Source organism: Buttiauxella sp. AC142, assembly GCF_979253435.1.
In genome coordinates, this window is the sequence record NZ_CEEDCH010000001.1 from 2,620,103 (window position 1) to 2,646,946 (window position 26,844).

Annotated in this window: 24 protein-coding genes; 7 read left to right on the forward strand and 17 right to left on the reverse strand. The window is 50.4% G+C overall.

The features are described from left to right. The first annotated feature begins 225 nt into the window (after window positions 1-225). On the forward strand, window positions 226-705 hold the full coding sequence (locus AC0IWZ_RS12170) for an Hcp family type VI secretion system effector (protein ID WP_471677212.1): 480 nt from the start codon (window positions 226-228) through the stop codon (window positions 703-705). A 93-nt stretch (window positions 706-798) separates the two neighbouring features. On the opposite strand, the gene AC0IWZ_RS12175 is transcribed toward AC0IWZ_RS12170, so the two are convergent. Genes AC0IWZ_RS12175 through AC0IWZ_RS12190 form a run of 4 tightly spaced genes read right to left on the reverse strand, consistent with a single transcriptional unit; the run spans window position 799 to window position 5,734 of the window. Continuing rightward, window positions 799-1,356 (reverse strand): DJ-1 family glyoxalase III, encoded by a 558-nt coding sequence (locus tag AC0IWZ_RS12175; RefSeq protein ID WP_471677210.1) that lies wholly within the window; start codon window positions 1,354-1,356, stop codon window positions 799-801. 45 nt (window positions 1,357-1,401) lie between these two features. Further along, window positions 1,402-2,607: a glycoside hydrolase family 88 protein gene (locus AC0IWZ_RS12180; RefSeq protein WP_471677208.1), complete on the reverse strand. Its 1,206-nt coding sequence runs from the start codon at window positions 2,605-2,607 to the stop codon at window positions 1,402-1,404. 14 nt (window positions 2,608-2,621) lie between these two features. Beyond that, window positions 2,622-3,902 carry an oligosaccharide MFS transporter gene (locus AC0IWZ_RS12185; RefSeq protein ID WP_034496102.1) on the reverse strand — a complete coding sequence of 427 codons (1,281 nt, stop codon included), beginning with the start codon at window positions 3,900-3,902 and terminating at the stop codon, window positions 2,622-2,624. Beyond that, window positions 3,899-5,734, reverse strand: a complete 1,836-nt coding sequence (locus AC0IWZ_RS12190; RefSeq protein ID WP_471677206.1) for a DUF2264 domain-containing protein — start codon at window positions 5,732-5,734, stop codon at window positions 3,899-3,901. The genes AC0IWZ_RS12185 and AC0IWZ_RS12190 overlap by 4 nt, the downstream gene beginning before the upstream one ends. Before the next feature lie 228 nt (window positions 5,735-5,962). Here AC0IWZ_RS12190 and AC0IWZ_RS12195 point away from each other — a divergent pair, with 228 nt between their 5' ends. Then, complete coding sequence (locus AC0IWZ_RS12195) at window positions 5,963-6,832, forward strand: AraC family transcriptional regulator (protein ID WP_471677205.1); 870 nt, start codon at window positions 5,963-5,965, stop codon at window positions 6,830-6,832. Between the two features lie 258 nt (window positions 6,833-7,090). Further along, window positions 7,091-7,594 carry a non-heme ferritin-like protein gene (locus AC0IWZ_RS12200; protein WP_034496110.1) on the forward strand — a complete coding sequence of 168 codons (504 nt, stop codon included), beginning with the start codon at window positions 7,091-7,093 and terminating at the stop codon, window positions 7,592-7,594. A 44-nt stretch (window positions 7,595-7,638) separates the two neighbouring features. Here the strand turns inward: AC0IWZ_RS12200 and AC0IWZ_RS12205 are convergent, their stop codons facing one another. From AC0IWZ_RS12205 to AC0IWZ_RS12225, 5 genes are all read right to left on the reverse strand, one after another. After that, complete coding sequence (locus tag AC0IWZ_RS12205; RefSeq protein WP_172893847.1) at window positions 7,639-8,775, reverse strand: alginate lyase family protein; 1,137 nt, start codon at window positions 8,773-8,775, stop codon at window positions 7,639-7,641. Window positions 8,776-8,788: 13 nt separating this feature from the next. Further along, the gene (locus AC0IWZ_RS12210) at window positions 8,789-9,877 is read right to left on the reverse strand and encodes an ABC transporter ATP-binding protein (RefSeq protein WP_034496114.1); all 1,089 of its coding nucleotides are present in this window, start codon (window positions 9,875-9,877) and stop codon (window positions 8,789-8,791) included. Between the two features lie 10 nt (window positions 9,878-9,887). Beyond that, on the reverse strand, window positions 9,888-10,727 hold the full coding sequence (locus AC0IWZ_RS12215) for a carbohydrate ABC transporter permease (RefSeq protein ID WP_115628098.1): 840 nt from the start codon (window positions 10,725-10,727) through the stop codon (window positions 9,888-9,890). A gap of 10 nt (window positions 10,728-10,737) precedes the next feature. Further along, window positions 10,738-11,616 (reverse strand): carbohydrate ABC transporter permease, encoded by an 879-nt coding sequence (locus tag AC0IWZ_RS12220; RefSeq protein WP_034496117.1) that lies wholly within the window; start codon window positions 11,614-11,616, stop codon window positions 10,738-10,740. Between the two features lie 113 nt (window positions 11,617-11,729). After that, window positions 11,730-13,025, reverse strand: a complete 1,296-nt coding sequence (locus tag AC0IWZ_RS12225; protein ID WP_471677204.1) for an ABC transporter substrate-binding protein — start codon at window positions 13,023-13,025, stop codon at window positions 11,730-11,732. 496 nt (window positions 13,026-13,521) lie between these two features. On the opposite strand from AC0IWZ_RS12225, the gene AC0IWZ_RS12230 reads away from it, so the two are divergent. From AC0IWZ_RS12230 to AC0IWZ_RS12240, 3 genes are all read left to right on the forward strand, one after another. Continuing rightward, a complete protein-coding gene (locus AC0IWZ_RS12230; protein WP_471677202.1) occupies window positions 13,522-14,760 on the forward strand; it encodes an alginate lyase family protein in 1,239 nt (412 codons plus the stop codon). Window positions 14,761-14,780: 20 nt separating this feature from the next. After that, window positions 14,781-16,799, forward strand: coding sequence for a heparinase II/III domain-containing protein (locus AC0IWZ_RS12235; protein WP_471677201.1), 2,019 nt, complete (start codon window positions 14,781-14,783; stop codon window positions 16,797-16,799). 145 nt (window positions 16,800-16,944) lie between these two features. Beyond that, window positions 16,945-18,288 carry an anaerobic C4-dicarboxylate transporter gene (locus AC0IWZ_RS12240; protein WP_471677200.1) on the forward strand — a complete coding sequence of 448 codons (1,344 nt, stop codon included), beginning with the start codon at window positions 16,945-16,947 and terminating at the stop codon, window positions 18,286-18,288. 58 nt (window positions 18,289-18,346) lie between these two features. On the opposite strand, the gene AC0IWZ_RS12245 is transcribed toward AC0IWZ_RS12240, so the two are convergent. The 7 genes from AC0IWZ_RS12245 to azuC form a co-directional block, all read right to left on the reverse strand. Further along, window positions 18,347-18,598 (reverse strand): DUF2766 family protein, encoded by a 252-nt coding sequence (locus AC0IWZ_RS12245; RefSeq protein WP_034496127.1) that lies wholly within the window; start codon window positions 18,596-18,598, stop codon window positions 18,347-18,349. A gap of 70 nt (window positions 18,599-18,668) precedes the next feature. Continuing rightward, window positions 18,669-19,646 (reverse strand): ABC transporter ATP-binding protein, encoded by a 978-nt coding sequence (locus AC0IWZ_RS12250; RefSeq protein ID WP_471677199.1) that lies wholly within the window; start codon window positions 19,644-19,646, stop codon window positions 18,669-18,671. Further along, on the reverse strand, window positions 19,633-20,616 hold the full coding sequence (locus AC0IWZ_RS12255; RefSeq protein ID WP_410373060.1) for an ABC transporter ATP-binding protein: 984 nt from the start codon (window positions 20,614-20,616) through the stop codon (window positions 19,633-19,635). Before AC0IWZ_RS12255 ends, AC0IWZ_RS12250 begins: the two co-directional genes overlap by 14 nt. Continuing rightward, window positions 20,609-21,454 carry an ABC transporter permease gene (locus AC0IWZ_RS12260; protein WP_115628091.1) on the reverse strand — a complete coding sequence of 282 codons (846 nt, stop codon included), beginning with the start codon at window positions 21,452-21,454 and terminating at the stop codon, window positions 20,609-20,611. The genes AC0IWZ_RS12255 and AC0IWZ_RS12260 overlap by 8 nt, the downstream gene beginning before the upstream one ends. A 4-nt stretch (window positions 21,455-21,458) precedes the next feature. Then, a complete protein-coding gene (locus tag AC0IWZ_RS12265) occupies window positions 21,459-22,412 on the reverse strand; it encodes an ABC transporter permease (RefSeq protein ID WP_471677198.1) in 954 nt (317 codons plus the stop codon). Between the two features lie 159 nt (window positions 22,413-22,571). Then, complete coding sequence (locus AC0IWZ_RS12270; RefSeq protein WP_471677197.1) at window positions 22,572-24,164, reverse strand: ABC transporter substrate-binding protein; 1,593 nt, start codon at window positions 24,162-24,164, stop codon at window positions 22,572-22,574. Between the two features lie 201 nt (window positions 24,165-24,365). Then, window positions 24,366-24,449, reverse strand: a complete 84-nt coding sequence (gene azuC, locus AC0IWZ_RS12275) for a stress response protein AzuC (protein ID WP_115628089.1) — start codon at window positions 24,447-24,449, stop codon at window positions 24,366-24,368. 216 nt (window positions 24,450-24,665) lie between these two features. Between azuC and AC0IWZ_RS12280 the strand changes: the two genes are divergently transcribed. Continuing rightward, window positions 24,666-26,084, forward strand: coding sequence for an MFS transporter (locus tag AC0IWZ_RS12280; RefSeq protein ID WP_471677196.1), 1,419 nt, complete (start codon window positions 24,666-24,668; stop codon window positions 26,082-26,084). Between the two features lie 58 nt (window positions 26,085-26,142). On the opposite strand, the gene AC0IWZ_RS12285 is transcribed toward AC0IWZ_RS12280, so the two are convergent. Then, window positions 26,143-26,781: an RpiB/LacA/LacB family sugar-phosphate isomerase gene (locus tag AC0IWZ_RS12285; protein ID WP_034496146.1), complete on the reverse strand. Its 639-nt coding sequence runs from the start codon at window positions 26,779-26,781 to the stop codon at window positions 26,143-26,145. Between the last annotated feature and the right edge of the window lie 63 nt (window positions 26,782-26,844).

Here is a 26,844-nt window from a genome sequence, read left to right on the forward strand (position 1 = left end):
TACAAAATCGCTCCATATTATATAATAACATGTCATATAAAAAGTACGTTATCAGCTTTAAATGAAACAAGCAATAATAGACCCTATGATAAAATAGACGTAATATAAATATGAACAATTACCCTTCAAGAAGAAACCCCCTTAAAATTACAAAAATGCATTAGCCAAGCAGCATTACAAATTAAGCATCACTTAAATTAACAGCAGAAATAAAAGGATAACTTTATGGCGAACACAACTTACCTCACGCTAAATGGAAAAACACAAGGGTTAATATCTGCCGGTTGTTGTTCTCTTGATTCCATTGGGAACAAAGCACAAATCGCACATTTAGATCAAATTATGATCCTAGAAATCAATCATCGAATAACCCGTATCAATAATGTAAACCATCAAATGCTGACGATTAAAAAACCAATTGATAAGTCTTCACCGCTATTGAATAAAGCCATCACCGAAAACGAAACATTAGCATGTGAGTTTCCAATGTACAGAATCAATCGCTTTGGTGTTAACGAGCTATATTACATTATAAAACTCACGGAGGCTCGTATTTGTGAAATACAACTTACTATCCCTCATGTAATTAATGACAACGGAGGACAAGCTGAAGAGACGGTGTCATTTGTTTATGAAGCAATAAGCTGGGAGCATTGCTCTGCAGGAACGAGTAGTTATAGTTTGTGGATGGATCGTATTTTTTAAATGTTGTGCAGAAGTTTTTTTTCTACTTCTGCACATTTTATAATATCTCTCCGCAATTGTCTTACGGACCTAATTTCGCATGCTGATAATTCCTCACCACGGATAATAAATATGCTCCGCATGATCGTGGGCGGCAGCTTCATCACCTTCGAGGCGAGCCGCTACGGTGAGGGCAAAATCAAACACTTTCCCCAATCCTCTTCCGCATATCAGGTTGCCGTCTTCGACGACATCGGCATCAACATAAACGCCGTCGCCAACCTGCTGCCATAAATCACCGGAACAAACATAGCGGCGTCCTTTTAGTAAACCGTTCCCGCCCAACACGCGGGCGGCTGCGGAACAAATCGGGCAGATAAATTTTCCGAGTTCATCGTGACGGCGGACGAAGGCAATCACGCTGGCGCTTTTCGCGAGGAATACGCTGCCTTCCGGGCCTCCGGGCAGAACAACGGCATCAAATGTGTCGTCGAAACATTCACTCAAGGTGGCATCGGCGACCATCGGTATATCGTGGTAACTCACAACGGCGCGCGAATCAATACAAGAAAGTGTACGCACATTTATTTTAAGACGACGCAGAATATCAATGGTAACAATGGCTTCTGCTTCTTCAAATCCAGGAGCCAGTAAGACTGCAACGGTTTTCATCACGACTCTCCATGTTGCCCCCGCAACATTACGGGGGCGATAAAATTACCAGTAGAGACTCCACACCTGGCGCACGCGTGCCAGTGCTTCAAGGTAGAAATAGTCTCCCCAACTACAGCATTCATCCACACCTTTGCCGCTTGCCATGTGATAAACCGAATGTTTCAGCAAGCCTTCGCATGGCTCATCGTCCCGCGCCAGGTAGTTATCGGTCAGCGACTGAATTATGCGCAGCGCCATCTCTTCGTAGTGGGCGCGATGTTCATCCAGAACCGGCAGCACTTTCACCAGTTCCAGCAGCCCGCAAGCGGTAATCGCCGCGGCCGAGCTGTCGCGCACCGCATCAGTACCCAGCAGCGCCAGATCCCAGTGGCAAACGTCATCTTCCGGCAAACGGTTGATAAAGTAATGCGCCAGACTGCGCGTGAGATCCACCATACCTTTATCGCCGGTATACAGATACGTGAGCAAGAACCCGTATATGCCCCATGCCTGCCCTCGCGACCAGCACGAAGAGTCGCTGTAACCCTGGTGCGTATTTCCAAAACGCGGCTCGCCAGTTTCCACATTCATGTAGTAGGTATGGAATGTGGAGGCATCCGGGCGAACAATGTACTTTGCCGCCTGCTCCGCGTGCGCTGTTGCCGCCTCGGCGTAACGAGCATCACCGGTTTGTTGGCTTGCCCAATAAAGCAGCGGAAGGTTCATATTACAGTCAATAATCATCCGCCCCTGTTGTTCTGGATCATTCAAATCGCCCCATGCCTGAATGATCTTCGCCACCGGGTTAAAACGCTCCATCAGGATATCTGCCGCTTGCAGCGCAGTCTGGCGGGCAGTTTCATTGCCGGTTAAGCGCCAGGCATTGACGCACGAGAGCGTATAAAGGAAACCCAAATCGTGAGTCGCGGTTTCAATACGCTGGTCTAAACGCTCCGCAAAAGAGGGCAAATAACGCTCTGCCGCCTGGCGATATTTATCCTCGCCGGTCATCTCCCACGCCAGCCACAGTTGCCCAGGCCAGAAACTGGTGGTCCACTCGTTGTTCTCAGCAGGTTTCCACTTGCCCCCTTCGCAGGCTTCGTTAGGGAATTTATCCCCTACCAGAACAATCGTCTTATCCAGCTTTTTAGTGACGCTTTGCAACGCCTTATCCAGCTTATGTTTGAGGGCCAGGCGGTCTACTTGATGCAATTCAATAGGGCGCAGTGGCTCGGTCACAACTTTTTCAGTGACTACAGAACGGGTCATAACGTCTCCTTTAATTAATGTTTTACCGGCTCGACCGGTGAAGTGTCTAAAGCGGGTGAGAAGGTTTGAGACTCCGCGCGTGTTGACTGGCAGCGCGAGAGTGTGAAAGCGGAAATCAGGGTGAAGACCAGCGCGCAGCAGCCCATCATTAAGTAGGTATGTGCGAAGCCGATTTTGTCGTACAGATAACCGGCTGGCGGTGCGACGACCACCGAACCAACATAAATCATCGCCTGATAACCCAGTAAGTACATGGTGGCGTTAACCTTTTTGTGGAAATGCTCGGCAATGTATTTAAAGACGGAGATCAGCAACAGTGCGATTTCCACGCCGTAGAACGGCTTGATGATTGAAATCACCAGCGGATCGGATGTCAGGCCTGAGGCAATCAGGCGCAAACCCACCACACAGCCGCACAGCAGCAAACCCTTTTTCGCACCGAAATGATTAACCAGCACCGGAATGAACATCATCATCACGAATTCCATGCCGGACTGAACGGTGCTCAAATAGCCGTACCAGGCGTTGCCCTGCTCTTTGGTGTCAAAGAACGAAACGAAGTAGCGCGGGAACTGCTGTTCGGCGACAAACATCATCCATGCCACACCAGCCACATACAGGCTGAACATCCAGAATTTGCGGTTTTTCAGCAACATGATGACATCGGAAAACACAATTTTATTCGCTGAAATCACGTTGTTATTGCGTAGCTGTTCATCGCCAATTTTGAGGCTGACCAACACCACCAACATCAAGACGGAAGTGGTGCTGCTGACCAAAAAGTTTGCCAGCGGCGTGTAGTTGAACAGCAAACCGGATACCGATGCGGCCATCGCCCAGCCGAGCGATCCCCACATACGGATGCGCCCAAACTCCAGGCCATACAAACGGCTGAATCTATCCGCGTACGACTCGGACGCCGCAACCCCTGCGTACCAGCCGAGGCTCAGATAAAACGCGCCAATGACGATGCCAATAGTGGTGTGCGTGAGCAGTAGCGGTTGATAAACCGTGACGAAAAACGGCGCCATTAACGCGGAGATAGCACAGACAAAATAGAGCAGCCATTTGCTCATCCCGATTTTGTCCATGATGTAGCCGTAGACCGGTTTCATCACCACCGCAAAGACGCCGTTGATGGCGAAAACGCTGCCGATGGTAATGCTGTCCAGCCCTACTTTCTGGCTCAACCACAGGGCATACAGCCCGAAGCTTGAAGACCAGGTGAAAAAGTAGAGGAAGATAAAAGTGCTCATTTTTATTTGAGCAGTACGCGTTGGTGTTGAACTATTCATTGAGGGTTCTCCAGAAACAATACGTGCTTTTGGTGGTGGCTCATCACCAGGCGTACAGCGCCCTCGCTGATAATGGCTTGCGGGCAAGATTGTTCGTTAAAGTCTTCAGTATCCCCTGCCCAAACGGCACTGATTAACAGATGTGTACCCACGTTTAATTCACCGCGCAGCAGCGGGACAGCTGCTCGTTCGGCGAACAGTAAGTTGCTGTTTGGCGGCGTTAAAACCTGCTCTCCGGTACGCGGTTGCGGGCTTAAACAGTAGATAGCACTGGTATCGCTCGCTGTCCGCAGAACACTTTTCGACGCCGCCATTTCGGTTTGCGGCAAGGGGCGATTGGCCAGGCTAAAACCGCCTTCGGCACAATCGAGTTCACGTTCGGTTTTGAGGTAATGCACCCGCACTTGCCAGTCGCCAAGCGGCACCAGCCAGGTGTCGATAGTCACGTCATTCCACGGCTGCCAGCGGCTATAAATCATGCCGTCGGCAGTGGTGACTTGCTGACATGCCCTGCGTCCGCGCCAATAATCGTCTTTCTCAGAAAGCAGCAGCATTGAATCGGGGGCGGCGTGATTCAGGCCGTAACGTCCGCGCTCGATGGTGAAACCGTAGCGAGTGGAATAAGCGAATTTGCAGTATTTGGCTTCGGTATTAACGAAGTTATTCAGCTCCAGCTGGCCTGACGTCACCATCCATAAATGGTTGTCCTGATGAACCAGAATTTGAGCGGCGTGAGGAATGCTGTGTTCCGCTTCCCGTGCAGGTAACGGTAATTCCTGGGCCTGCCAGAATTTATCGTTTTCACCCAGCGCCAGCACCAGCATGGTTTTCAGTCCCCAATAAGGCGAACCGGGCGCGTTGTAATCTTCCGCCATAATTAAGTTCGGGTAGCTATAACCCACGCTCAACACGCCATCGCGGTCAAACAGCGGCTGTTGCAGCCACCAGCGCAAATGGCGCAGCACGATACCTTTCACCACGCCAGGCTCGTAAACCTCAAGATCTGCAAAGGCCGCAGCGCTCCAGAACGCAGCCTGCGCGAAGCGATAAGTCAGGCTGCGGCCAAAAGGAATCGCCGCGCCATCATCGGCGAAGAAATGGATAAAATCGGCGGCAAACAGTGTGGCGCGCTGGCGCAATGTCCGGCAGCGTTGCGGGTCAACCTCGGCCATTAATTTAGCGTAGATAAGCCCATAGAAATGGAATCCCATCGAAATGTAGTAATCACGCGGGCGACCTGGACCATCTGAATACCAGCCGTCGCCGAGGTAGTAGTGCTCCATCGCCGCGAAATGCTTTTCGAGCGCTTCGGCATTATTCGGCATGCCGCAATGGTGGAAACCGACCTGCACCAGAATCGGAAAGAAATGCCAGTTATTATCCGGGATATCCTGGTTTTCACTCTGCTTGAGCCATTGCCAAAGGTGGTGTTTTTCTTGCTCGCTAAAGTGCGCCAGCAGCGGTTTATGCGCCACCGCCAGCATTAATCCGTAGGCCGCCATTTCCACAATACGCTGATCGTAAGGTGCGACTTCCCCCCAGTAATCTGCATGTTCAGGGTTGGTGCCGTTTTTTATTGCCTGAATATAAAAAGAGAATTGTTCCGGTTCATGCCCTCCCGCCAAAAGTGGGGTGACGCCCCACAGCAAACGCGAGAATGTTTCCATATTTGCAATTTGCTGCCCGTAATGAGCGGTGAAGTTAGCAAGATCGACGCGACTGGCATCTTTTTTAAAGAATGGCGAAACGGCATTCAATAATTGATTAACCAATTTACGAAGATCGTCCCTGTTTTTCAGAGGGTTATTTAGAGTAATGTTTTCAGGTTGCAAGATTTCCTCCCGTCAGACACGAGAATATTGTAAGTTGTTGTTATTCATATTTTCTGTGCGCTCAGTTTGCGCGTTGATGCAAAGAGTAGTCGCTTTTATTCCTGAGTCAGAGTGAGCCGCATCACAAAACTAAACCGTTATTTCACTTTCACTGGCTTTTTCTAAATCCAGGGGCAATAAATTACAAATCATGGCGTAAAAACTTAAATTTATTGTCCTGGAGGGGAAATGAGCGAACAACAATTTATGGAGCGGATCACCCTCGATAGCCAGGTTATCTCATTTCATCGCCTACGAGCCTCCAGTGCGCAGTATTATCACTGGCATCAATGTGCTGAGTTTCTCTATATTTCAAAAGGATATGGAATAGTCGTGGTCGATAACCAGCATTACACGGCCAGGCCTGGGCGGTTATTTATCTTCCCTCCCTTTCGCCTGCACAAGGTTCACGTCGATGCCAGCGATACTAATCACTACCACCGCACCACTATGCATATTGAGCACACGTCAATAATGAGCACCCTGCACGCTTTCCCGCGCCAGCTGGCACAATTTTCGGCCCTTGCGGCCAGCAATGCCCCGGCGCAGGTTTACGATTTAAGTGAACAGGGAGAGTTTATGGAGGTCATCCTCGAGCAGTTCGACAAACTTTGCCTTAATGGGCATTCGACCGCCAGCGATGTGGCGCTGTTGGTGATGCAAATCATGGCTTTCCTGCCCGAGCAGCCGCAGAAATTTATTCAGCCTCAACAGACAGTTGCGTCACGCATCATGCAATGGGTGGAAAGCAATTACAGCGGCAAGTTTTCGCTGGATGAGCTGGCGCAGTCCATCGGTTTATCTCGCAGCTATACCTCGCGTATTTTTCGCCAGCAAACCGGGGGCAGCATTCATGAATACTTGCTGACGCGACGTATCAAGAAAAGTTGCGATTTATTGCGCACTTCGCCGTTAAGCATTGATGCCATCGCGCAGGAAGTCGGTTTTATCGAGGTGACTTATTTTATTACCTGTTTCAAAAAAATGATGAGCCAGACGCCGCTGCAATACCGAAAACAATCGCGGGCAAAATTAGCGAGTGAACAAAATGTGATCTAAAACAAAAAGACGCCAGATCAGATATTCATTTTTCGATGGTGAATCACAACATTGATCATGGAATTTTAATTACCAAAGATAAACCTCAAGCCTAATAATTATTTCATTTTTTGTTTTTAATATTTCGTAGTGAAGCATGTTGTAAATAAGGGTAAAACGGCAGAATTAAACGTATTGAAAATAACCCAAAAGAGGTATTATTTTAAAAGCTTCTCCCCCGACCTTTACCCGATGTTCCGCTTCAATAAGGAAATGATTATGGCAACCTCCGGCATGGTTCAAAGACTCAACTTGCAGATTAACCGCGATTTTTACTCTTCCAATCTCTATTTACGATTAAGCAGCTGGTGTTCTGAAAAAAGCCTGACGGGTACCGCGACATTTTTAAGAAACCAGGCGCAGTGCAATGTCACGCAGATGATGCGTATATTTAACTTTATGAAGCAAGCGGGCGGCACTCCCATTGTGGGGGCGATTGAATCACCACAAAGCGAATGCGACTCTCTGGAAATGCTGTTTGAAAAAACGGTAGAAGATTACCAACAGCGTTGTGCCACTTTAAATAAATTGACCGCTGAAGCGACGGAGTTAAAGGATTACCCGACGCTGAATTTCCTGAAGACCATGGATCGCGAACAAGAAGAAGAAGGCGTTTTACTCAATACGATTCTCGACGAAGTGCGAAATGCACGCAAAGCCGGGTTATGTATGAGCCAGACTGACGTGCATCTGACCAATTTAGTAAACCATCAGCAGCACTGATTATTGACATGTCGGGTGATCAACACCCGACAAACCTACACATTTCAGGCGCACCACATCAGTTGCTCACGCAAACTCAGCGTATCTTCCGGGAAACTCGCCAGTACCGTTTTGTAGCGCGTCGCGTCTTTTGGATAACCGCGCATGGATTGCAACAACAGGCGCAATGCGCTATCCCAGACAATGCCGTCTAAATCACGATATGGCCACAAATCCGGGTCAGCGATAAACGGCATCAAATAATCAATCCCGAGCTTCACGCTTCGGCCATCTTGCACCGCATTCCAGCGGTCGAATTCGACATGTTCGGCATAGCGATTGAGTAGCAAATGGGCTTCGAGATTGAACAAGGAATAGTGGAACGGCACCGGGCGCTCGAGTTCCATGGTCTGTTTGCCTTCCTGGTCAATTTGCGCCGCCATGCGTTGCGTGATTCCCTGCTGGATAATGCGCGCCACCAGCCCTTTATCCCCGTAGAACAGCGCATTGACCGCGCGTTGCGCGTCATACCAGGTGCCGTGGTTGTTGTGCCAGACGTATTCCGAATGGCCAACATCGCTAAAGAACATCCAGTGGTTAAAGTCCCGGAACCACTGATGCAAGCCGATAATATCGTCGGTGTCCAGTACGCCTGCATCGCTTATCAACCCGATGGTGTCGATAACCATCCACAATAAGCGGGTGTCGATAAGCCCGGTGCCTCGCCCGGACACTATTCCAGGGATCGCCTGGCCGTAATTCAAATGCGGGTTCATGCGCGTCTGTTCATCAAGGAACCAGCACTTGATTTGCTCTGCCGCCGCAAGCGCGTATTTGCGATGCCCCGTAAAATACCATGCCAGCCCAAGCGTCAGGCTACGTTCACACATGCGAATAATGCGCGTGGTGTCAGTGTCATTGTTCTGGCATTGCGGGTTGGTGTGCCCGTCGCGGCGGATATACGGCAGGCCATTCGGCCTGCGTGGATTGGGCCACCAGTAAGTCCCCAGGCTGTAGTAGTCGTGCGGGTCGCCACTCACCGGGCGCAGCTTTTTATGCACTACGCTTTCAGGGGGTTGCCCGCGGAGTTTATCCGCCTCGCTAACCAGTCTCCCCAGCGCCAGTTGCAGCGGCGAAAAAGGTTGCTGCAAACCACGGCGAGCATTCTCCAGGCACGTAACATCCAGGGTGTATAACTTCATCAATCGCTCCTTCTTAATGACACGCTACGCGCTGCCCACTGTCGGCATCAAAAATGTGGATACCCGTCACTCTGGGCTGCAACCATACCGTTTCACCTTCCCGTACATTTAATCGCTGCTTAAACACCGAGGTAAAGGCTCCCCCGCCAGTGTTGCAGAACAACTGCATATCGGAACCGGTGTTTTCAATGGCGGTGATGGTCGCCTTCAGCGCCCCGCTTTGCTCGCTTTCATCCACCACATTGACCTGTTCAGGGCGTATCGCGTACACCACTTTTTGCTGCGGCTTCACCTGCACGCCCGGCGGCAAGCTTAACAAAGAGCCATCGGCAAGACGTAACATCATCTCTCCGTTTTGTAGTACCACTTCACCTTTTAACTGATTGATTTCAGGCGAGCCGATGAAACCGGCAACAAATAGATTTGCCGGGCGGTCGTATAATTCCAGTGGGCTGCCGACCTGTTCGATTCGCCCTTCGCGTAGCACCACAATCATCTGCCCCATGGTCATGGCTTCAATCTGGTCATGAGTGACGTAGACCGAGGTCGTTTTAAGGCGGCGATGCAGTTCACGAATTTCGCCCCGCACCTGAGTGCGCAGCTTGGCGTCGAGATTCGAGAGCGGTTCATCAAATAAAAACACCTGCGGATTACGCACGATGGCGCGCCCCATTGCCACACGCTGGCGCTGGCCGCCGGATAAATCTTTTGGCAGACGATCGAGCAACACGCCCAGGCCGAGAAGGTCTGCCGCCGCTTCCACTTTCCGGCTGATTTCCGCTTTTGGCAGTTTTGCCATTTTGAGAGCAAAGCCCATATTTTCGCGCACGGTCATTTGCGGATATAACGCGTAACTCTGGAACACCATCGCAATATCGCGCAGCTTCGGCTCAACGTCAGTGACGTCTTTTTCGTTAATCGCCACCTCGCCGCCGGTAATCTCTTCAAGCCCCGCAATCATGCGCAGCAAGGTAGACTTTCCGCAGCCGCTCGGGCCAACCAACACACAGAACTCACCGTCTGGAATGGTCAACGAGACATCTTTAATAACATGTGCGTCGCCATATGATTTACAGACATTTTTAAGCACTACAGACCCCATGTGTCGCTCCTTATCCTTTGACCGCGCCGGACATAATCCCGCGATTGAAATGTTTTTGCAGACCGAGATACACAATGATGCTCGGCAACATCGCCAGTAAGGTGATGGCAATAAAGATGTTCGGTGTGATGCTTTCATCGGTACGCAAGCGGCCAAGGATCACCGGAATGGTGTTCAGGCTGTCGCTGTTCACCACAATCAGCGGCAGCAGGTACTGGTCCCAAATCATGATGAAGCCGAACGTCACCACGGTGCCGAGCGCCGGTTTCACCAGAGGCAAGATAACGTGGAAGAAAATCTGCCATTCATTCGCGCCATCTATACGCGCAGCTTCTTCTAATTCTTTGGGGATCGCCGCCATAAATTCGCTGAGGACGAAGATGGAGAACGCCCAGCCCACCACCGGCATGATCATGCCCAGATAGGTGTTATAGAGTGACGAGTCAATCAGCGGCAATTGCCAGTTGATAATCATGTACAGCGGAATGGCGATCACCTCTTCCGGCAGCATCATGGTGGAAAGAATGATCAAACTGACCAACGAGACGCCAACGAACTTTTTGCGCGCTAAGGCGTAGGCCGCCAGCGCACTGACTGAGACCTGCAAAATGGTGCCGAAGAACACCACCACCATCGAGTTCAACAGGTATTGCCAGACGCCAATGTCCTGCCAGGCAAAGATAAAGTTCTCCATTGAAAACTCATTCGGCCAGGCCAACAGTTCACCAGGCTTCACGGGCGCACCGCTGAATGCGGTGGCAACAATGCCCCAGAACGGCCCGACAAATACAATTAACAGCAGGCCATAAATCATCCAGCGGCCTACGGTATCCCAACGTTTACCTAACATGGGCAGCTCCTTAATAGCGGGCAATGCGCTTTTTCAGCGTGAGATGACAAATCGTCAGCACCACGGTGAAGGCGAATAACAGGAACGACACCGCCGAAGCATAGCCGTAGTCAAATTGCTCAAAACCAAGTTTATAGATGTGGGTCATGATCATCTCTGTCGCACCGGACGGCCCGCCGCCGGTGGTGGCGTACACTTCGGCAAACACGCGGAAGCCACGGATAAACGAGAGCATCAACACCACGGAAATAGCCGGGATCATGCCAGGCAGCGTGACGTAGCGCAGGCGGTTCCACCAGTTCGCGCCATCAACGTTTGAGGCGTCATATAAATCACGGCTGATACCCGCCAGGCCGGCGATAAATATCACCATGTTGTACGGCACCGCTTTCCAGATATGCAGCAGCATGATCACCCACAGCGCCTGATCGGAGCTGGCGAGGAACCCCTGGTCGGCCACGCCAAACCAACTCAGAATATGGTTCACCACCCCGTTCGGCGTTGGGTTAAACAGGATGCGCCACATTTCAGCGACGATAGCCGCACTCGTTACCGCAGGCAGGAAAATCGCAGTACGGATGAAGCGCAAATGGCGGGCGGGACCTTCAAGCAACATCGCCAGGAAGAATGCCAGCACCGCCCCAACCACCATCGTCACCACGACATAAAGAAAGGTGTTGAACACGGCTGAATGCAGTTCGATATCGGCAAAAGCGCGGGCGAAGTTGGCAAACCCAACCCATTCATCTGGTTGATTGAAGTTCACCTTGTAAAAACTCATCACCAACCCTTGCAGCATGGGGATGAATTTAAACCAGGTAAAAATGACCAGTGCCGGAGCCAAAAATATCCACGGCACCAGGTTTCGTTTCTGGCGAGAAGTTAACATCGTTTTTTTGCTCTTTTTTGAAGTTAAGTGGCTGATGGCGCTGCGTTTATCCGCCCTACGCCTGGTTTTGTAGGGGGGATAAGCACAGCGTCATCCACCGTTTGGCACCAAACCTACTTCGCCAGCACCTGCTGTTTGGCAAGTTCAGCGTTGACTTTCTCGTTAGTGGCTTTCAGCTCCGCACTGATATCGCTATTGCAGTCAGCCAGAACACGGTTAAAACCATCGGCGGTGATCTGGCGGATTGGCGTCCAGTTCGGCACTTGCGGCACATAGCGCCCTTGTTCGGCGTAGAGTCTGGCGAAAGTCGCCCAGCGTGCGTCGTCATACACCGCTTGCGTGTCCACCTGTTTGTTCACCGGTAAACGCACCACCGGCATATGTTTGCTGCCTTTACCCATGCCGATTTCTTGCCCTTCCTGGGAAATCATAAATTCGATGAACTTGCGGGCTGCATCTTTGTTCTTGCTGCTTTTCATCATGAAGACCGTGGTGCCTTCAGCCAGCGTGGCGCTGTTTTTCGGGCCTTCGAGCGTCACCACTTCAAACTTGTCTTTGCCGGGGTCTTTATCAAATAACGCGATGTGATACGGCCCGGTGAAGAACATGCCGGTTTGGCTGGAGCGGAACGAAGGGATGATATCGGCCGTCGTGGCATTGATAGCGCCTGGCTGGACTACCTTTTCGCACAACATGCCGCGCATAAACTGCAAGGTTTCCGTCGCAGCGGGTTCATCGAGCGAGGCTTTGAATGTGCCTTTTGTCGCCCCTTCACGGATAAAATCCCCCCCGGCTTGCCACAGAAAGGCACTCATAAACCAGCTGGCATAACCGCGAGTGGTAGAGCCTGGCAACAGAAAGCCGTAGGTATCGTTTTTACCATTGCCGTCAGGGTCTTGCGTGGTGAAGGCTTTTGCCAGTTTCTCGACATCGCTCCAGGTTTTTGGTGCAGGCATTCCCAGCTTTTCACGCCAGTCTTTGCGCACAAACAGGGCGAAGGTTTGAGCGGATGTCGGCACGCCATAGTATTTCCCGTCGGTGTAGCGGGTACTTTCCCAGGCGGTTGGGTAAATATTGTCGCCCCCGGCGATGGTTTTCGGGTCGATTTCTTCGGCGATGCCAAGCTGAATGAATTGCCCAATGGCGACCGCATCATTGAAGATAAGATCCGGCAGCGCATTCCCCGCCGCCGCACGCGCCAGGCGCTGCTCGAAATCAGTCGTGGCATTAAAATATTCGATTTTAATGCCGGTCTTTTTTTCAAAGGTTTCCGCTTCTTGCTTGTAGATATTTTTTGAGTCGTTGCTGGCACGAATCCAGACATTAAGCGTTTGGGCTGCAAATGCTTGCGAAGCACTTAACCCCAGTGCGGATATCAGAAATACGGATTTTAATTTTGTAGAGAACATTTATTTTCACATCCTTATTTTAAGAGGTTTGATAATTGAATAAATGGAGTGAAGCAGATTATTTTCGATAAAAGAAAAGCTGCCCGATAATTAAATAGAATGGTTGTGTTAAACACAACGGTCAAAAACAGAAATACCGTTTCACAATGCAGAAGTGTGTCATTAGTCACATTTAAAAATGCGACACAAAACACACAATAAAAAATATTCAATAAAAACATGACAATATAAATTTAAACAAATTTAGCAACTTATAAAAATAGATTTAAAAGTGCTGTTTATCGTGATCTATAACTCGCTTTCAGGGGTTATTTAGCATCATAAACAAGAATTTGAAGTAAATCACATAAAAATTAATTCCGCCTCTTACACTGCGCAGGCAACTTCAATAATATTATTTCCACTCTCACAATTGATGAATACGAATAACACCGACAATTAATAAGGTGATGGCTTTTATCACCCTAAATTCATTCTGCCGATGGACGGAGAAAATATGTGCCCGAGCAAACCCACTTTATTGTCCTGCCTGTCATTAATTTCACTGGCGGTTGCAGGAGTATTAACGACTTCACCGTTGTATGCCGCCGATGCGCATCCGCTGCAAATAAAACTGGATGATTTACGCTACAGCCAACAACAAGTAAAAGCACAAAATCCGCAGTTTATCGGCGCATATCAAAAACTGATTGCCGGAGCGGATAAAGCGCTAACCAAGCCGCTGTACTCCGTGATGGATAAAACCCTCACCGCCGCCAGCGGGGATAAGCATGATTACTACAGTTTCCCGCCTTACTGGTGGCCGGACCCAACGACCAAAGATGGGCTGCCGTATATTCGCAAAGATGGCCAGACAAACCCTGATGCCAACAGTGATGCCACAGACAAAAAACGCCTGGTCAACATGAGCAATGATGTCTGGACGCTGGCGCTGGCGTGGCAATTTACTCAAAACCCGGCCTATGCCGAAAAAGCCCGCAATCAGCTTTTGAACTGGTTTGTGAAGCCCGAAACACGCATGAACCCGAATCTGCAACATGCGCAGGCTATTCCAGGCATCAACGATGGTCGAGGAATCGGCCTGATTGATAGCCGCGCCCTGGTGGAAGTGATTGATGCCATTGAATTGTTACGCCCGGCAAATGTTCTGAGTGACGATGACTACCGGCAGATAAAACAATGGTATGGCGATTTTTATCACTGGATGACCACCAGCCAGAACGGTTTTGAAGAGGACAACTGGCACAACAACCACGGCACTTATTTTGATTTACAGGCTGCGTCATTTGCCCTGTTTAGTGGTGATACGCAGGCGGCTAAAAAGCGGCTGCAAATCACGCAACTGCGCCGCATCCCCTCCCATTTTGATAAAGAAGGCCGCCAGATGGCGGAAATTGAGCGCACTCGTCCCTGGCATTACAGCAATTTCCACCTCGAGGCTTACAACAAGCTGGGGCGTTTAGGGGAAGTGACCGGGGTTGATGTGTGGAATTTCAACCTTGACGATCACAGCCTGCGCAAGGGTTATACCTACGTCGCGCACTTCGTGAATAGCAATGAAACCTGGCCATGGAAGGATATTGATAAAATGGATGATAAAAAAGCGTTGGTGAATATGGTGAGCGCCGCTCGCGCGTGGCCTGACGACAAGCTGTTTACTGAAAAAGCGGAGTGGTTAATGGCGAAATATCCGGACGATATTTCTCATCTTATTACCCCGTTAAAACAACACTGAATGAGAATAAGGATCGAGCGATGAAGCAGTTCACCACGCAACAACTTATTCTTCTTCGGCAACGGATTAAACAGCAGCCAGCAATTATTGAACAATTGATTACCGATAATTCGGTGGTACTCAACAACCCGTTGCACGTGCCTGAAACGGCGCTGGCAACGTGGAATCTCTATTATTACTGCCCCGACCACGGGGTCAGGCTGATGTGGGACAGACACTCCCCAGCCTCTCATCGCTGCCCGGTAGACGGGCGGCAGTTTAGCGGTGAGCCTTACGACGGCGCATGGTGGCGCGAGCTGAACGGGCTGAATGCCAAAGCCTGTCACCAGCTTGGTGTGTTATGGCAATTAACCGGCGAGCAGATTTATTTCGAGAAAGTCCGTGATTTGCTAATGCGCTATGCGGAGTTTTATCCGGGCTATGCCATTCACGGTGATATTCCTTATAACGGGCCGGGGAAAATGAACGCCCAGACGCTGTGCGAAGCCAACTGCCTGCTGGATTTCACCCTCGGGTTTGATTGCATCGCGCAAGCACTGACCGCAGAGCAACGTGAATACATCATCACGCGCCTGCTGCGAGAAGGTGCGCAATTTTTGATGGCTCACCGCACTGCGCAATTACATAACCATGAGGTCAAAATCGGCTGCGCAGTGGGTGTGATGGGCCTGGTTCTGGAAGATGATTCGCTGCTGGAGTTTGCGGTAAACCAGCCTTACGGGCTGCGTTATCAACTCGAACACGGTCTGTTTGAAGAAGGGTTGTGGTTTGAAGGCTCGGTTCATTACCATTTCTACGCTCTGCAAGGTTTTCTGGCGTTTGAAAAGCTGGCGATGGGCACACGCTGGAGCCTGCTCGATGAACCCTATTATAAAAAGATGCTCAGTTTCCCACTGACGTTGTTGATGCCAGACGGCACCTTCCCGCGCATCAATGATTGTATCTACGGCCAGGAAAAACTCGATCACGGCCATCTTTATGAATTTGCGTGGTATTACTACCAGGATAGCCAATATGCCGCCGCGTTAAAGGCGATTAATCAGCATCATCCGCGCCTGAATCTGGATGCATTTCTCTACACAAGGCCACTGCCAGAACAGGTTCCGGAGTTGATCCCCACCGGGCATTTACATGCCCCGGATTGCGGCCTGACCCTCTGGCGCAACGCAGCAAAGCAGCGTGCTCTGCTGGTGAAACATACGCCTTACGGTGGCGAACATGACCACTACGATCGCCTGAATCTTGTGCTGTTTAATGGTGCGGAAGAAATCTTACCCGACCTGGGAACGACCGGTTACGGCGCGCCAATGCATTACGCGTATTACAAAAACAGCGCCACGCACAATACGATTACCGTTAACCAGACGAACCAACCGCCTGCGATTCCCGTGGTGCGCCAGTACCATGAAAGCGAGGCGTTTTGCTGGCTCGATACGGAAGTGGACTGGCGGCAAACCCCACCGGAACTGGATAGCCATACGCGCGTGCAGTGGGACAGCGATGCCTGGCGCGATGTGCGTTTCCGTCGCCGTTTGCTGTGGCTGGACAACGCCCTGATTGACATCAGTAACGTGCAAAATCCGCATCGCCAACAGATTGACTGGACGCTTCATCTTCATGGCAAAGCGCTTGATGTCGAAGGTGAACTGGCGACATTCAGCCACACCGGGCCGCTTGCGATCATGCAGGATGCGCATTGCGCTCAACTGACTAATAGCCAGCCGCGCAATTTTGGTACGGCACTGAATGGACAGGCGTTGTGGCTCCACGGGCAGGCCGAACTCTGGCAAGGCAAGGCTCCTGATAATCCGGCTATTGAGGATCTAAGTTATCTGGTATTGCGCAGCGCTGAAAAAAGCCCTGAATTTGTCTGCGCGTGGGATTTTGACAATCAGCAGCCGATCACCGATATGCAGGTCATGCCGGATGGTGAAGGCATGCGCATCGCACTTAAGCGGGGTGAAAATGTGCTGGTGATTGATATTGCTGACGACGACACAAAACTTCCTCGCCTCCAACGTTCACACTGCCCGCTATAAACCGCCACTCCGCCTCCGGGCGGGGTGTTAATAAAATGTTATTAAGCACCTGTTTTCATTGAATTTTAACAAACAAGATCTATGTCTCAATGGTAATCCTTACATTCTGTAATGCTAATTGCATGTAAAACTCCAAGGGATTGCCATGATTACCATTGAATTTATTGTCATCATTTTATGCTTGCTGGTAGGGACGCGTTTTGGCGGGATGGGCCTGGGTTTAATCAGCGGTATCGGACTGTTTATCCTCACGTTTATCTTCGGCCTTGAACCTGGCAAACCGCCGGTTGATGTCATGCTCACCATTCTGGCGGTGATTGGTTGCGCAGCGACATTACAAACGGCTGGCGGATTGAACGTCATGATGCAGTTCGCCGAACGGTTGCTGCGTAAACACCCGCAGCACATTACTCTGCTCGCTCCGTTCACCACCTGGATGCTGACGTTCCTGTGCGGAACCGGGCATGTGGTGTACACCATGTTCCCGATTATCGCCGATATCGCACTCAAAAAAGGTATTCGCCCGGAGCGCCCAATGGCGGTCGCGTCGATTGCTTCGCAAATGGCGATTACGGCCTCTCCGGTTTCGGTGGCGGTGGTTTCGCTGATTTCTATTCTGGCAGCTAATCACGGCATCGGGCGCGCGTGGGGCATTCTCGATATTCTTTGTATTTCAGTGCCCGCCTCTTTATTTGGCGTGTTGATTGCCGCGCTGTGGAGTTTACGCCGCGGTAATGATTTGAAAGACGACAAAGAGTTCCAGGAAAAGCTCAAAGATCCCAAACAGCGTGAGTTTATCTACGGCAGCAGCGAAACGCTGATGAATCAGGTGTTCCCAAAACAGGCCTACTGGTCAACGTGGATTTTCTTCGCCGGGATTTTAGTGGTGGTGTTACTAGGGGCAATTCCCGCCCTGCGCCCGGCGTTTGAGATCAAAGGTGCGCTCAAGCCGTTATCCATGAATCTGGTTATCCAGATGATGATGTTGATTGCCGGTGCCGTGATGCTAATGGTGTGCAAAGTGAATGCTTCGGCAATCTCTAACGGCGCGGTGTTTAAAGCCGGGATGGTGGCGATTTTCTCGGTATTCGGCGTGGCATGGATGAGCGATACTTTCTTCCAGGCGCATCTGGAAGAGTTGAAAATGGCGCTGGAAGGCGTGGTGAAAAGTCACCCGTGGACGTATGCCATCGTGCTGTTTTTGGTCTCGAAACTGGTGAATAGCCAGGCCGCAGCATTAACCGCTGTCGCACCAATGGGGTTGATGTTAGGCGTTGAACCGAAAATGCTGATTGCCTTCTTCCCGGCGTCGTACGGTTATTTTGTTCTGCCGACTTACCCGAGCGATTTGGCGTGTATTGGTTTTGACCGTTCAGGCACCACGAAAATAGGTAAATTCATCATTAATCATAGTTTCATTTTGCCAGGTTTGATTGGCGTGAGCTGTGCGTGTGCGGCAAGTTATTTGTTGGTGATGACGTTCTTCTAAGCCAATGATGTAAATGGTGGATGGCGCTAAACGCTTATCCACCCTACAACTTCGGAAATTAATGCGCTTCGTTTTGCGGCGTGAATTTCAGCTCAATCAAAGAAATGGCTTTTTGAATCGCGCGGCGGGTCACTGGATCTGCCGCTGCCGGGTGGGTAGCGAAATCAATCGTTTTTAACTGGTTCGCCATTTTTTCACGTACTTCTACCGGCGCAATCACATCAATCACATCCAGAATTTGCTTAATCACTAACTGGCATGCCACGACATCGGAAACCAGTTCCTGATCGGCAGATAATTGTTCAGACATTATTTCTCTCCTGTTTCGTAATGGGCGTCATAGTACTCGCGGCGAGGCGTACGAGGCAATAATCCATTGCTTAGGGTTTCTCAAACAGCCAACATGCCACCCGATGCCCAGGTGAAATTTCCTGCATGACCGGCGCCTGGCTCTGGCATTTCTCTATCGCCCGTGGGCAGCGGTTGCAAAACTTGCAGCCCGGCCAGTCGTTCATCGCACCAGGTAATTCGCCTTTAATGCCACCCTGGTCGAGCATTTGTACATGCGGATCGGCTACCGGAATAGAAGCCAGCAACGCCCGGGTATACGGGTGCGCCGGCGCGGTGTAAAGCGTTTCAGCGGGCGCTTCTTCAACCAGTGAACCGAGATACATCACGCCGATACGGTCAGAAATATGGCGCACCATGGATAAGTCGTGCGCGATAAACAGATAAGTCAGCCCAAATGCCTGCTGCAAATCCTGCAAAATATTCACGACTTGTGCCTGCACCGAAACATCCAGCGCCGAGAGCGGTTCATCGCACAACACAAATTCCGGGTTAACCGAAAGCGCACGCGCAATGCTAATACGCTGGCGCTGACCACCGCTGAATTCATGCGGGAAGCGGTTCAAATGCTCCCGTTTCAGCCCGACTTTTTCCAGTAGCTCGAGCGTGCGTTCTGCGCGCTGTTCTTTGCCATAACCGTGGATTTTCATCGGCTCGGCAATTAACTGCGCGACGGTCATCCCTGGGTTCAGCGACGAATAAGGGTCCTGAAAAATAGCCTGCATGCGGCGGCGCAACGGCTTGAGTTGTTTGTCGCTCATGTGGGCGATGTCCTGCCCGGCAAAATCTATTTCACCGTCGGTGATATCAAACAGGCGTAACACGCTGCGGCCAAGTGTTGATTTCCCACAACCCGATTCGCCCACCAGCCCGTAGGTTTCGCCGGGATAAATGTCAAAACTCACGCCATCCACCGCTTTAACCGGGGGCGTTTTGTTAAACCATCCCTGCTGGCTATGGAAGTATTTGCGCAGTCCTTTCACACGGACCAATGGCTTAACGTCCTGCATGCTTCACCTCCGAATCCCATAACCAACACATCGCCTGATGATCTTCTTTGATTTGATACATCGGCGGCAGGCTGCTGCAACGTTCCATTCGCTGCGGGCAGCGCTCGGCAAACGGGCAGCCTGGCGGCGGGTTGAGTAAGCCAGGAGGCGAGCCTTCGATAGGCGACAAACGTGCGCCCGCATCTCCCTGCCGTGGCAACGAAGCGAGTAATCCGCGAGTGTAAGGATGCGCCGGGCGATAGAAAATATCTTCCACACTGCCCTGCTCCATCACCAATCCGCCGTACATCACCACCACACGGGAACAGACCTGCGCGACGACGCCGAGATCGTGCGTGATCAACATGATGGCGGTGTCGGTTTGCTGTTGAAGCTGTTTAAGCAGCCGTAAAATTTGCGCCTGAATGGTCACATCCAGTGCGGTGGTCGGTTCATCAGCAATCAGTAGCTTCGGGTGGCAGGACAGCGCGATGGCGATCATCACGCGTTGACGCATACCGCCGCTAAACTCGTGGGGATATTGGTGATAACGCTGCTCTGCGTTGCCAATTCCGACCTGTTGCAGCATGGCAATAGATTTCTCTTTTGCCGCTTTTTTGCCCAGATTCTGATTACGAATCAGAATTTCGCTCATCTGTTTGCCAATCGTCAGCACCGGATTGAGCGCGGTCATCGGGTCCTGGAAAATCATCGCGATATCATTCCCGCGAATATGGCGCATTTGCTCCGGTGTTTTCCGGGCCAGATCTTCGCCCATAAAATGCACGTGCCCGCCAACCACTTTGCCGTTGCTTCCCAGCAATTTGAGCACTGATTTACAGGTGACGCTTTTGCCACAGCCCGATTCACCGACGATGCCCACCACTTCGCCGCGTTTTACCGCAAAGCTGACGCCGCGCACCGCTTTAACTTCACCTTCGCGGGTGAAGAATGAGGTTTGCAGATTGTCGAGTTCCAGTAAGTTATTCATCGCGGTTCGCTCCTGGCTCGAAAGCGGTACGTAACACATCGCCCAGCACGTTAAAGCTCAATACCGTCAGCAAAATCAGCACGCCTGGGAACATCGCCAGCCACGTCGCTTCGCCAATAAAAGATTGTGCATTGTTGAGCATACTGCCCCATGATGCATTCGGCTGCTGAACGCCAAGGCCGAGGAAACTCAACGTCGATTCCATCAGGATTGCCGAGGCAATATTCAGCGTCGCCGCCACCATAATGGTCGGCAAAATATTCGGGATAATATGGCGGGCAATGATAATTAACGGGTGTTCACCGCAGGCGCGGGCATACACCACGTATTCACGCTCTTTCACAGATAAGGTTTCTGCGCGCACAAGACGCGACATACTCATCCACGTCAATGCGCTGATAATCATGATGATATTCGCGATCCCCGGCTTCAAATAAGCATTCAAAACCAGCAGCAGGAAGAAGGCGGGAATCGACATCAGCACATCGACTACACGCATCATAATGTTGTCGATTCGCCCGCCAAAATAGCCGCTCACGGTGCCGACCAGCGTACCAATCAGCGTTGAAAATACCATCGACAGGAATCCGACCATCAAGGAGATCTGGCCGCCGTACAGGGCGCGAGTAAAATAGTCGCGCCCGTAGTCATCCGTACCGAACCAGTGCGTCGCATCCGGCGCTAACAACCTTGCGGTAAGCGACATCTGATTGGGGTCAAAAGGACTGAGTGCGGCCAGCAATGCCGCAATGCTGAAAACGATCAGAACCAGTAATGAGAATTGAGCTGGACGATTACGTTTCAGGCCGTGTTTAACTTGTTGCCAACGTCTACTCATCGTCTTACCTCAAGGCCTTAATGCGCGGATCGGCCACGCGATATAACAAATCTGCCACTAAATTACCGACGATAATCATCGTCGAAGAAAGCATGATCATCGCCATGATCAGTGGGTAATCCAGCGAGGTTATCGACTGAATCCCTAACAGACCCATCCCCGGCCATGAGAAGACGCTTTCTGTTACGTAAGCCCCAACCACCAGCTCGCCAAACGAAATACCAAACAACGTAATAACCGGCAGGAGGACGTTTTTCAGCACGTGGCGGAACAAGATTGAGCGTCGCGTGGCGCCATACGCCAACTGGGTTTGCACGTAATCAGCCGATAATTGAGTGATGGTGTTGGAGCGGATGTAACGCACATAAGTGGAGAGGTTATAAAAACTCAGGGCGATACACGGCAAAATGGCGTGGCGCACCACATCCAACCAGGAGTCTTCCGCACCGATGGTGCGCATTCCCATGCTGGGCAGCCAGTTCAACTGAACGGAAAATACGGTAATCAGCAAAATGCCAAACCAGAAAATTGGCACCGAAATACCAATGTAGGCAAACATATTCAGGAAGTGATCGAGCCAGCGGTGCTTGTACGCTCCCGCCAGTAACCCCAATGGGATCGCCAGTATCATCGCAATAATCAGCGATGCGCCCATTAAACCAAGCGTGGCCGGAATGCGCTCGGCAATCATGGTTAATACCGGACGATGGTAAATCAGCGAATAGCCTAAATCCCCATGCAGGACATTTTTGAGCCATAGCAGATATTGCATAAATAGCGGTTTATCAAGCCCGAGGCTCTGGCGGATACGCTCGATATCCTCCGGGTTCATACGCGGCGTGATATAGGCCTGAACCGGGTCTCCAGGTGCTAGTTTAACCAGCAAAAACGACACCAGCGAAATGAAGAACAACATCGGCACTAATTGCGCCAGGCGTCGAACTAAAACATTATTCATACTGCCTCAAAATTGACTCAAGCAATGTCGGATGACGCTACGCTTATCCGACCTACAAAAAGTGAATTGCCCTTGTAGGGGGGATAAGCGCAGCGTCATCCACCATTATGCCTTCATCAAAAAGGGTCTCTCAGGAGAAACCCTTAAAGATAAAGTTAATTATTGTTGATAGATTTTTGACAGGTCCTGGAACATGTAAACAGGCTTAGGTTCTGCCTCTTTGGTTCCGGCAAAACGCTTATCTACTGCAACAACCGCGTTGGTATAAGCAATCGGATACCATGCCATGTCGTTAGCAACGGTCTGCTGGATTTGTTTATAAATCTCAGCGCGTTTCGTTTTGTCGGTTTCGGTCGCACCCTGGTTCCACAACGCATCGAACTCCGGGTTCTTATAATGCGCGTAGTTATAGGCTTCGTTGCTCATATACAGAGATTTATAACCGTCAGGTTCCATCCCCATAATGTAGCCACCCAAACTCAGCTCGTAGTCGGTGTTTTTCATATCCAGGCTGCGTTGGGACATCGCGTTAGCATCGAGTGGCATCAGCTCAACCGCGATACCGACGTTTTTCAGCTGCTGTTGAATATACAGCCCCATGCTTTCCTGGGTTTTATTGCTGTTGATATAAGCCAGACGCAATTTCAGATTAGCAGGCGCGCCCGCTTCTTTAAGCAACGCTTTGGCTTTTTCAGCATCGAACTTATAGGGTTCAACATCGTTGGTTTGATACAGCGTATCTGGCGTCAGAATAGAAGCAGCCGGTTGCGCGTAGTCGAGCGAAGAAAATGCCGCCTGCACCAGTTCGTCTTTATTGATGGCATAAGCAATGGCCTGACGTAGCGCCTTGTTCTTCATGCTGTCGATGTTCTGGTTAAACGTCATGTACGCCAGACGCCCTTCCGGATAAATCACGAAATCAAATTTCCCGGTGGTTTTCAGGCGAGTGACATCCTGCGGATCAATCATCTTCATGTTGATTTCGCCATTTTGCAGCGCAAGATTGGCGGAGTTGCTGTCTTTAGCGAAACGGTAAGTCACGGCATCTAGTTTTGGTTTACCGTTCCAGTAATCGTCAAAACGCGTCAGCGCGTAATATTGCCCGGCGCGATATTCTTTGAATTTAAAGGGACCTGAACCGACGGGAGCATCGTTTTTAGCGCTCTTTTCCAGGTCGCCATTTTCGCTGGCAAATACATGCTGCGGGATCGGGTAAATTTGAACCAGGGTGCCGACAAACGCCGCGCTCACCTGTGGCAGCGTGAATTTAACGGTCTGGTCATCAATTTTGCTGACCTGAATAGGTTTGCCACCATAAACAAACATGCTGCGGAAGAAACTGTGCTGCTTCTCATCCAGCAATTTGTTGAAGGTAAAGACGACGTCATCAGCTGTAATGGCTTTGCCATCCTGCCACTTCAGATTCGGTTTGAGTTTTAAAACGTATGAGAGGTTGTCTTCTGAAGGTGTCAGGCTTTCAGCCAGGCCCCATTCAATTTTGTCACCGTTGAAGCTATAAAGCGGCGCATACAGCGCTTGCATAATCGTCAGCGTAGTGCGGTCGCTGGCGTACAACGGGTTCATGGCTAACGGGTCACCGGTGGTTACGCCAACAATTAAATTGCCGCCATCCTGGGCTGCTTGTTTTGCTGGGGCAGGACTCGCCGCAGTTTCGGTTTTCGCATCGTCACAGCCAGAAAGGGCCAGGGCCAAAGAGGCAAACAGCGCAGATAACAACAGGGGTTTACGCATTTATTCACGGACTCCGTCTCAATTAGAGACCGCATAGTGCACCAGCCATACCCACAATGTAAATAAGTGTAAAAAGCATAACGTTATGCGAAAAAGTGCTAAAGCAACAAATGTGGATATAACGCGAGCAACTGACAATTAAAAGCCAGATTTCAGGCATAAAAAAACCTGCCGCAGCAGGTTTTTCTTCAGGCTGACAAATCAGAACATGCCAGCTGGCGGTACATCTTTAAAGGTCTTGCAGTATTGTTCAAACATGCTTTTCAGGATTTTGCGCATTTTCATTGTGTGCTCCAGTTTTTTTGTTTTGCAGATGTTGCTCGTTATGGGGCTAATAATATGACATCCGTCACACAAATCAATAGTTTTGTGATGCACATCACACATTTTTCTTGTGGATTTTACAACTCCGTCACATGAAATGGCTTGCAAATCCAACACTTAACTGATTAATTGGCTCAATTAATTTTTAAAACATTATTTTAATTTTGAGTTTTACTCATGACTAACTCCCCTTCTCCGGCACCTAAACGTGGCATTTCAGGTATGGCACTGTTGGTTGCTGGCGCATTTTTCATGGAATTTCTCGACGGAACCGTCATTGCTACCGCGCTGCCCGAAATGGCAAAAACATTTGGGGTGGATGCCGTCGATCTCAACATCGGCATGAGCGCCTATTTGCTGACGCTGGCGGTGTTGATTCCAGCCAGCGGCTGGATTGCTGACCGGTTCGGCGCACGCAAAATATTCACGCTCGCGCTGGGTATTTTCACCTTTGCCTCGGTGCTGTGTGGCATCGCCAATACGCTCGAGCAGTTTGTTGCCATGCGTATTTTACAGGGCGTTGGCGGCGCGTTGATGGTGCCTGTCGGGCGACTTGCCGTATTGCGCACAACTCCCAAGCATTTGTTGATAACCGCGATTGCCACATTAACGTGGCCCGCGCTGGTGGCTCCGATCATTGGCCCGCCGCTCGGGGGGTTCATCACCAGTTATGCGTCGTGGCGCTGGATTTTCTATATCAACCTGCCGTTGGGATTAATCGCGATGGCACTGGCATGGCGGTTGATTCCTGATATCCATGATGACTCCCGCCGTCCGTTTGACAGCATTGGTTTTGCCAGTACCGCCATTGCCATGATTAGCCTGGTGTACGGGCTGGAAATGCTCGGACAATCGCAAGTCAATGTGCTGCCAACAGTGAGTATTCTCATGGTGGGTGCGGCGGCACTTTGGTTCTCGCTCAGGCATTTTAAACGCGCAGAACACCCGATGATTCGCCTGGAAGCATTAAAGGTACAAACTTTTGGCGTGACGATGTACGGCGGTTCACTGTTCCGAACCTCCATCAGTGCTGTGCCGTTTTTGCTGCCGCTGCTGTTTCAGGTTGGCTTTGGGATGGACGCGTTCCATTCAGGTTTACTGGTTTTAGCGGTATTTGCCGGGAACCTCGCGATGAAACCGGCAACCACACCGTTGATACGCGCGTTAGGCTTTAAAAAGCTGCTGATAATTAATGGATTGCTGAACGTCGCTTCTTTGCTGGCTTGTACATTTCTCACCCCTGACACCGCCGCATGGCTGACGATGGCGATACTGTTTTTTGGCGGTATGTTCCGCTCAATGCAATTTACCGGAATCAGCACCCTCGCCTTTTCCGATGTGCCATCCGCGCAAATGAGTTATGCCAATACGTTATTCAGCACGGCAACGCAGCTTTCTGTGGGGTTGGGAATTACGCTTGGCGCAATTGGAATTCGGTTAGGGGAAAAAGTCAGTCAGTGGCTGGATATTACCCATATTCCTGGGTTTTCAATCAAGATTTCGTTTGTGATGATCACGTTAATTTGCCTGCTTGGGCTGGTTGATTTGCTGCGTTTACCCCGTGATGCAGGAAGTAGCGTGTCTAAAAAGCAGTGAGTGAAAGTACAAAAAATTAAGGCCAGCAGAAGCTGGCCTTACGTATTTTCAGAAATGATTAAGCAAGGATTTCGCGAACGAATGCTTCAATTTCTTTGTTCTGGCAATTCTCGAAGAAACACTGCTGGAAACGCTCACCAGACACAGCGGTTTTCACCAGTTCTGGGTCGATAGCACGCAGCGTATCCAGATAGTTTTCTTTCACAACAGCGGCTTTAACCTGGTTCAGGATACCGGCGTTACGAACCTGCGGCTCTTTACGCTCAATTGGGTAGCCTTCGCCTTTACGGCCTGTGAACGCTTTTTCGAACATATAGCGTACGTTCAGTTCTGCACCCCAGCCAAACCCTTTCGCGAATGCCAGAGACAGCGCATTACCGTTGTTGATTTGAGAGAACAGGAACGCATCGGCTGGATCCAGGCAGTAGCCACACACCACACCTGGGTGGATGTTCAGTGACATCATTGCGCCCTGGCCAGTGCCACAACCGGTTACGACAAAATCAACCGCTTTAGAGTTCAACAGAATGCTGGCCATAATACCGAGGTGGATGTAAGTCAGGTGGTGATCCTGCTCATCGCTCATGCCTACGTTGTAAACCGGGTACTCTTTTTCAGCAGCAACCGCATTCAACTCATTAAGAATGATGGCGTTTTTTCCAGCCTGACTGTTTTCCATCATCAGTGCTATTTTCATTTCCGTCTCCTGATTGGGTCACGGGATTTCCCGCGGTGAATAGCTTGGTATGCAGTAACGATA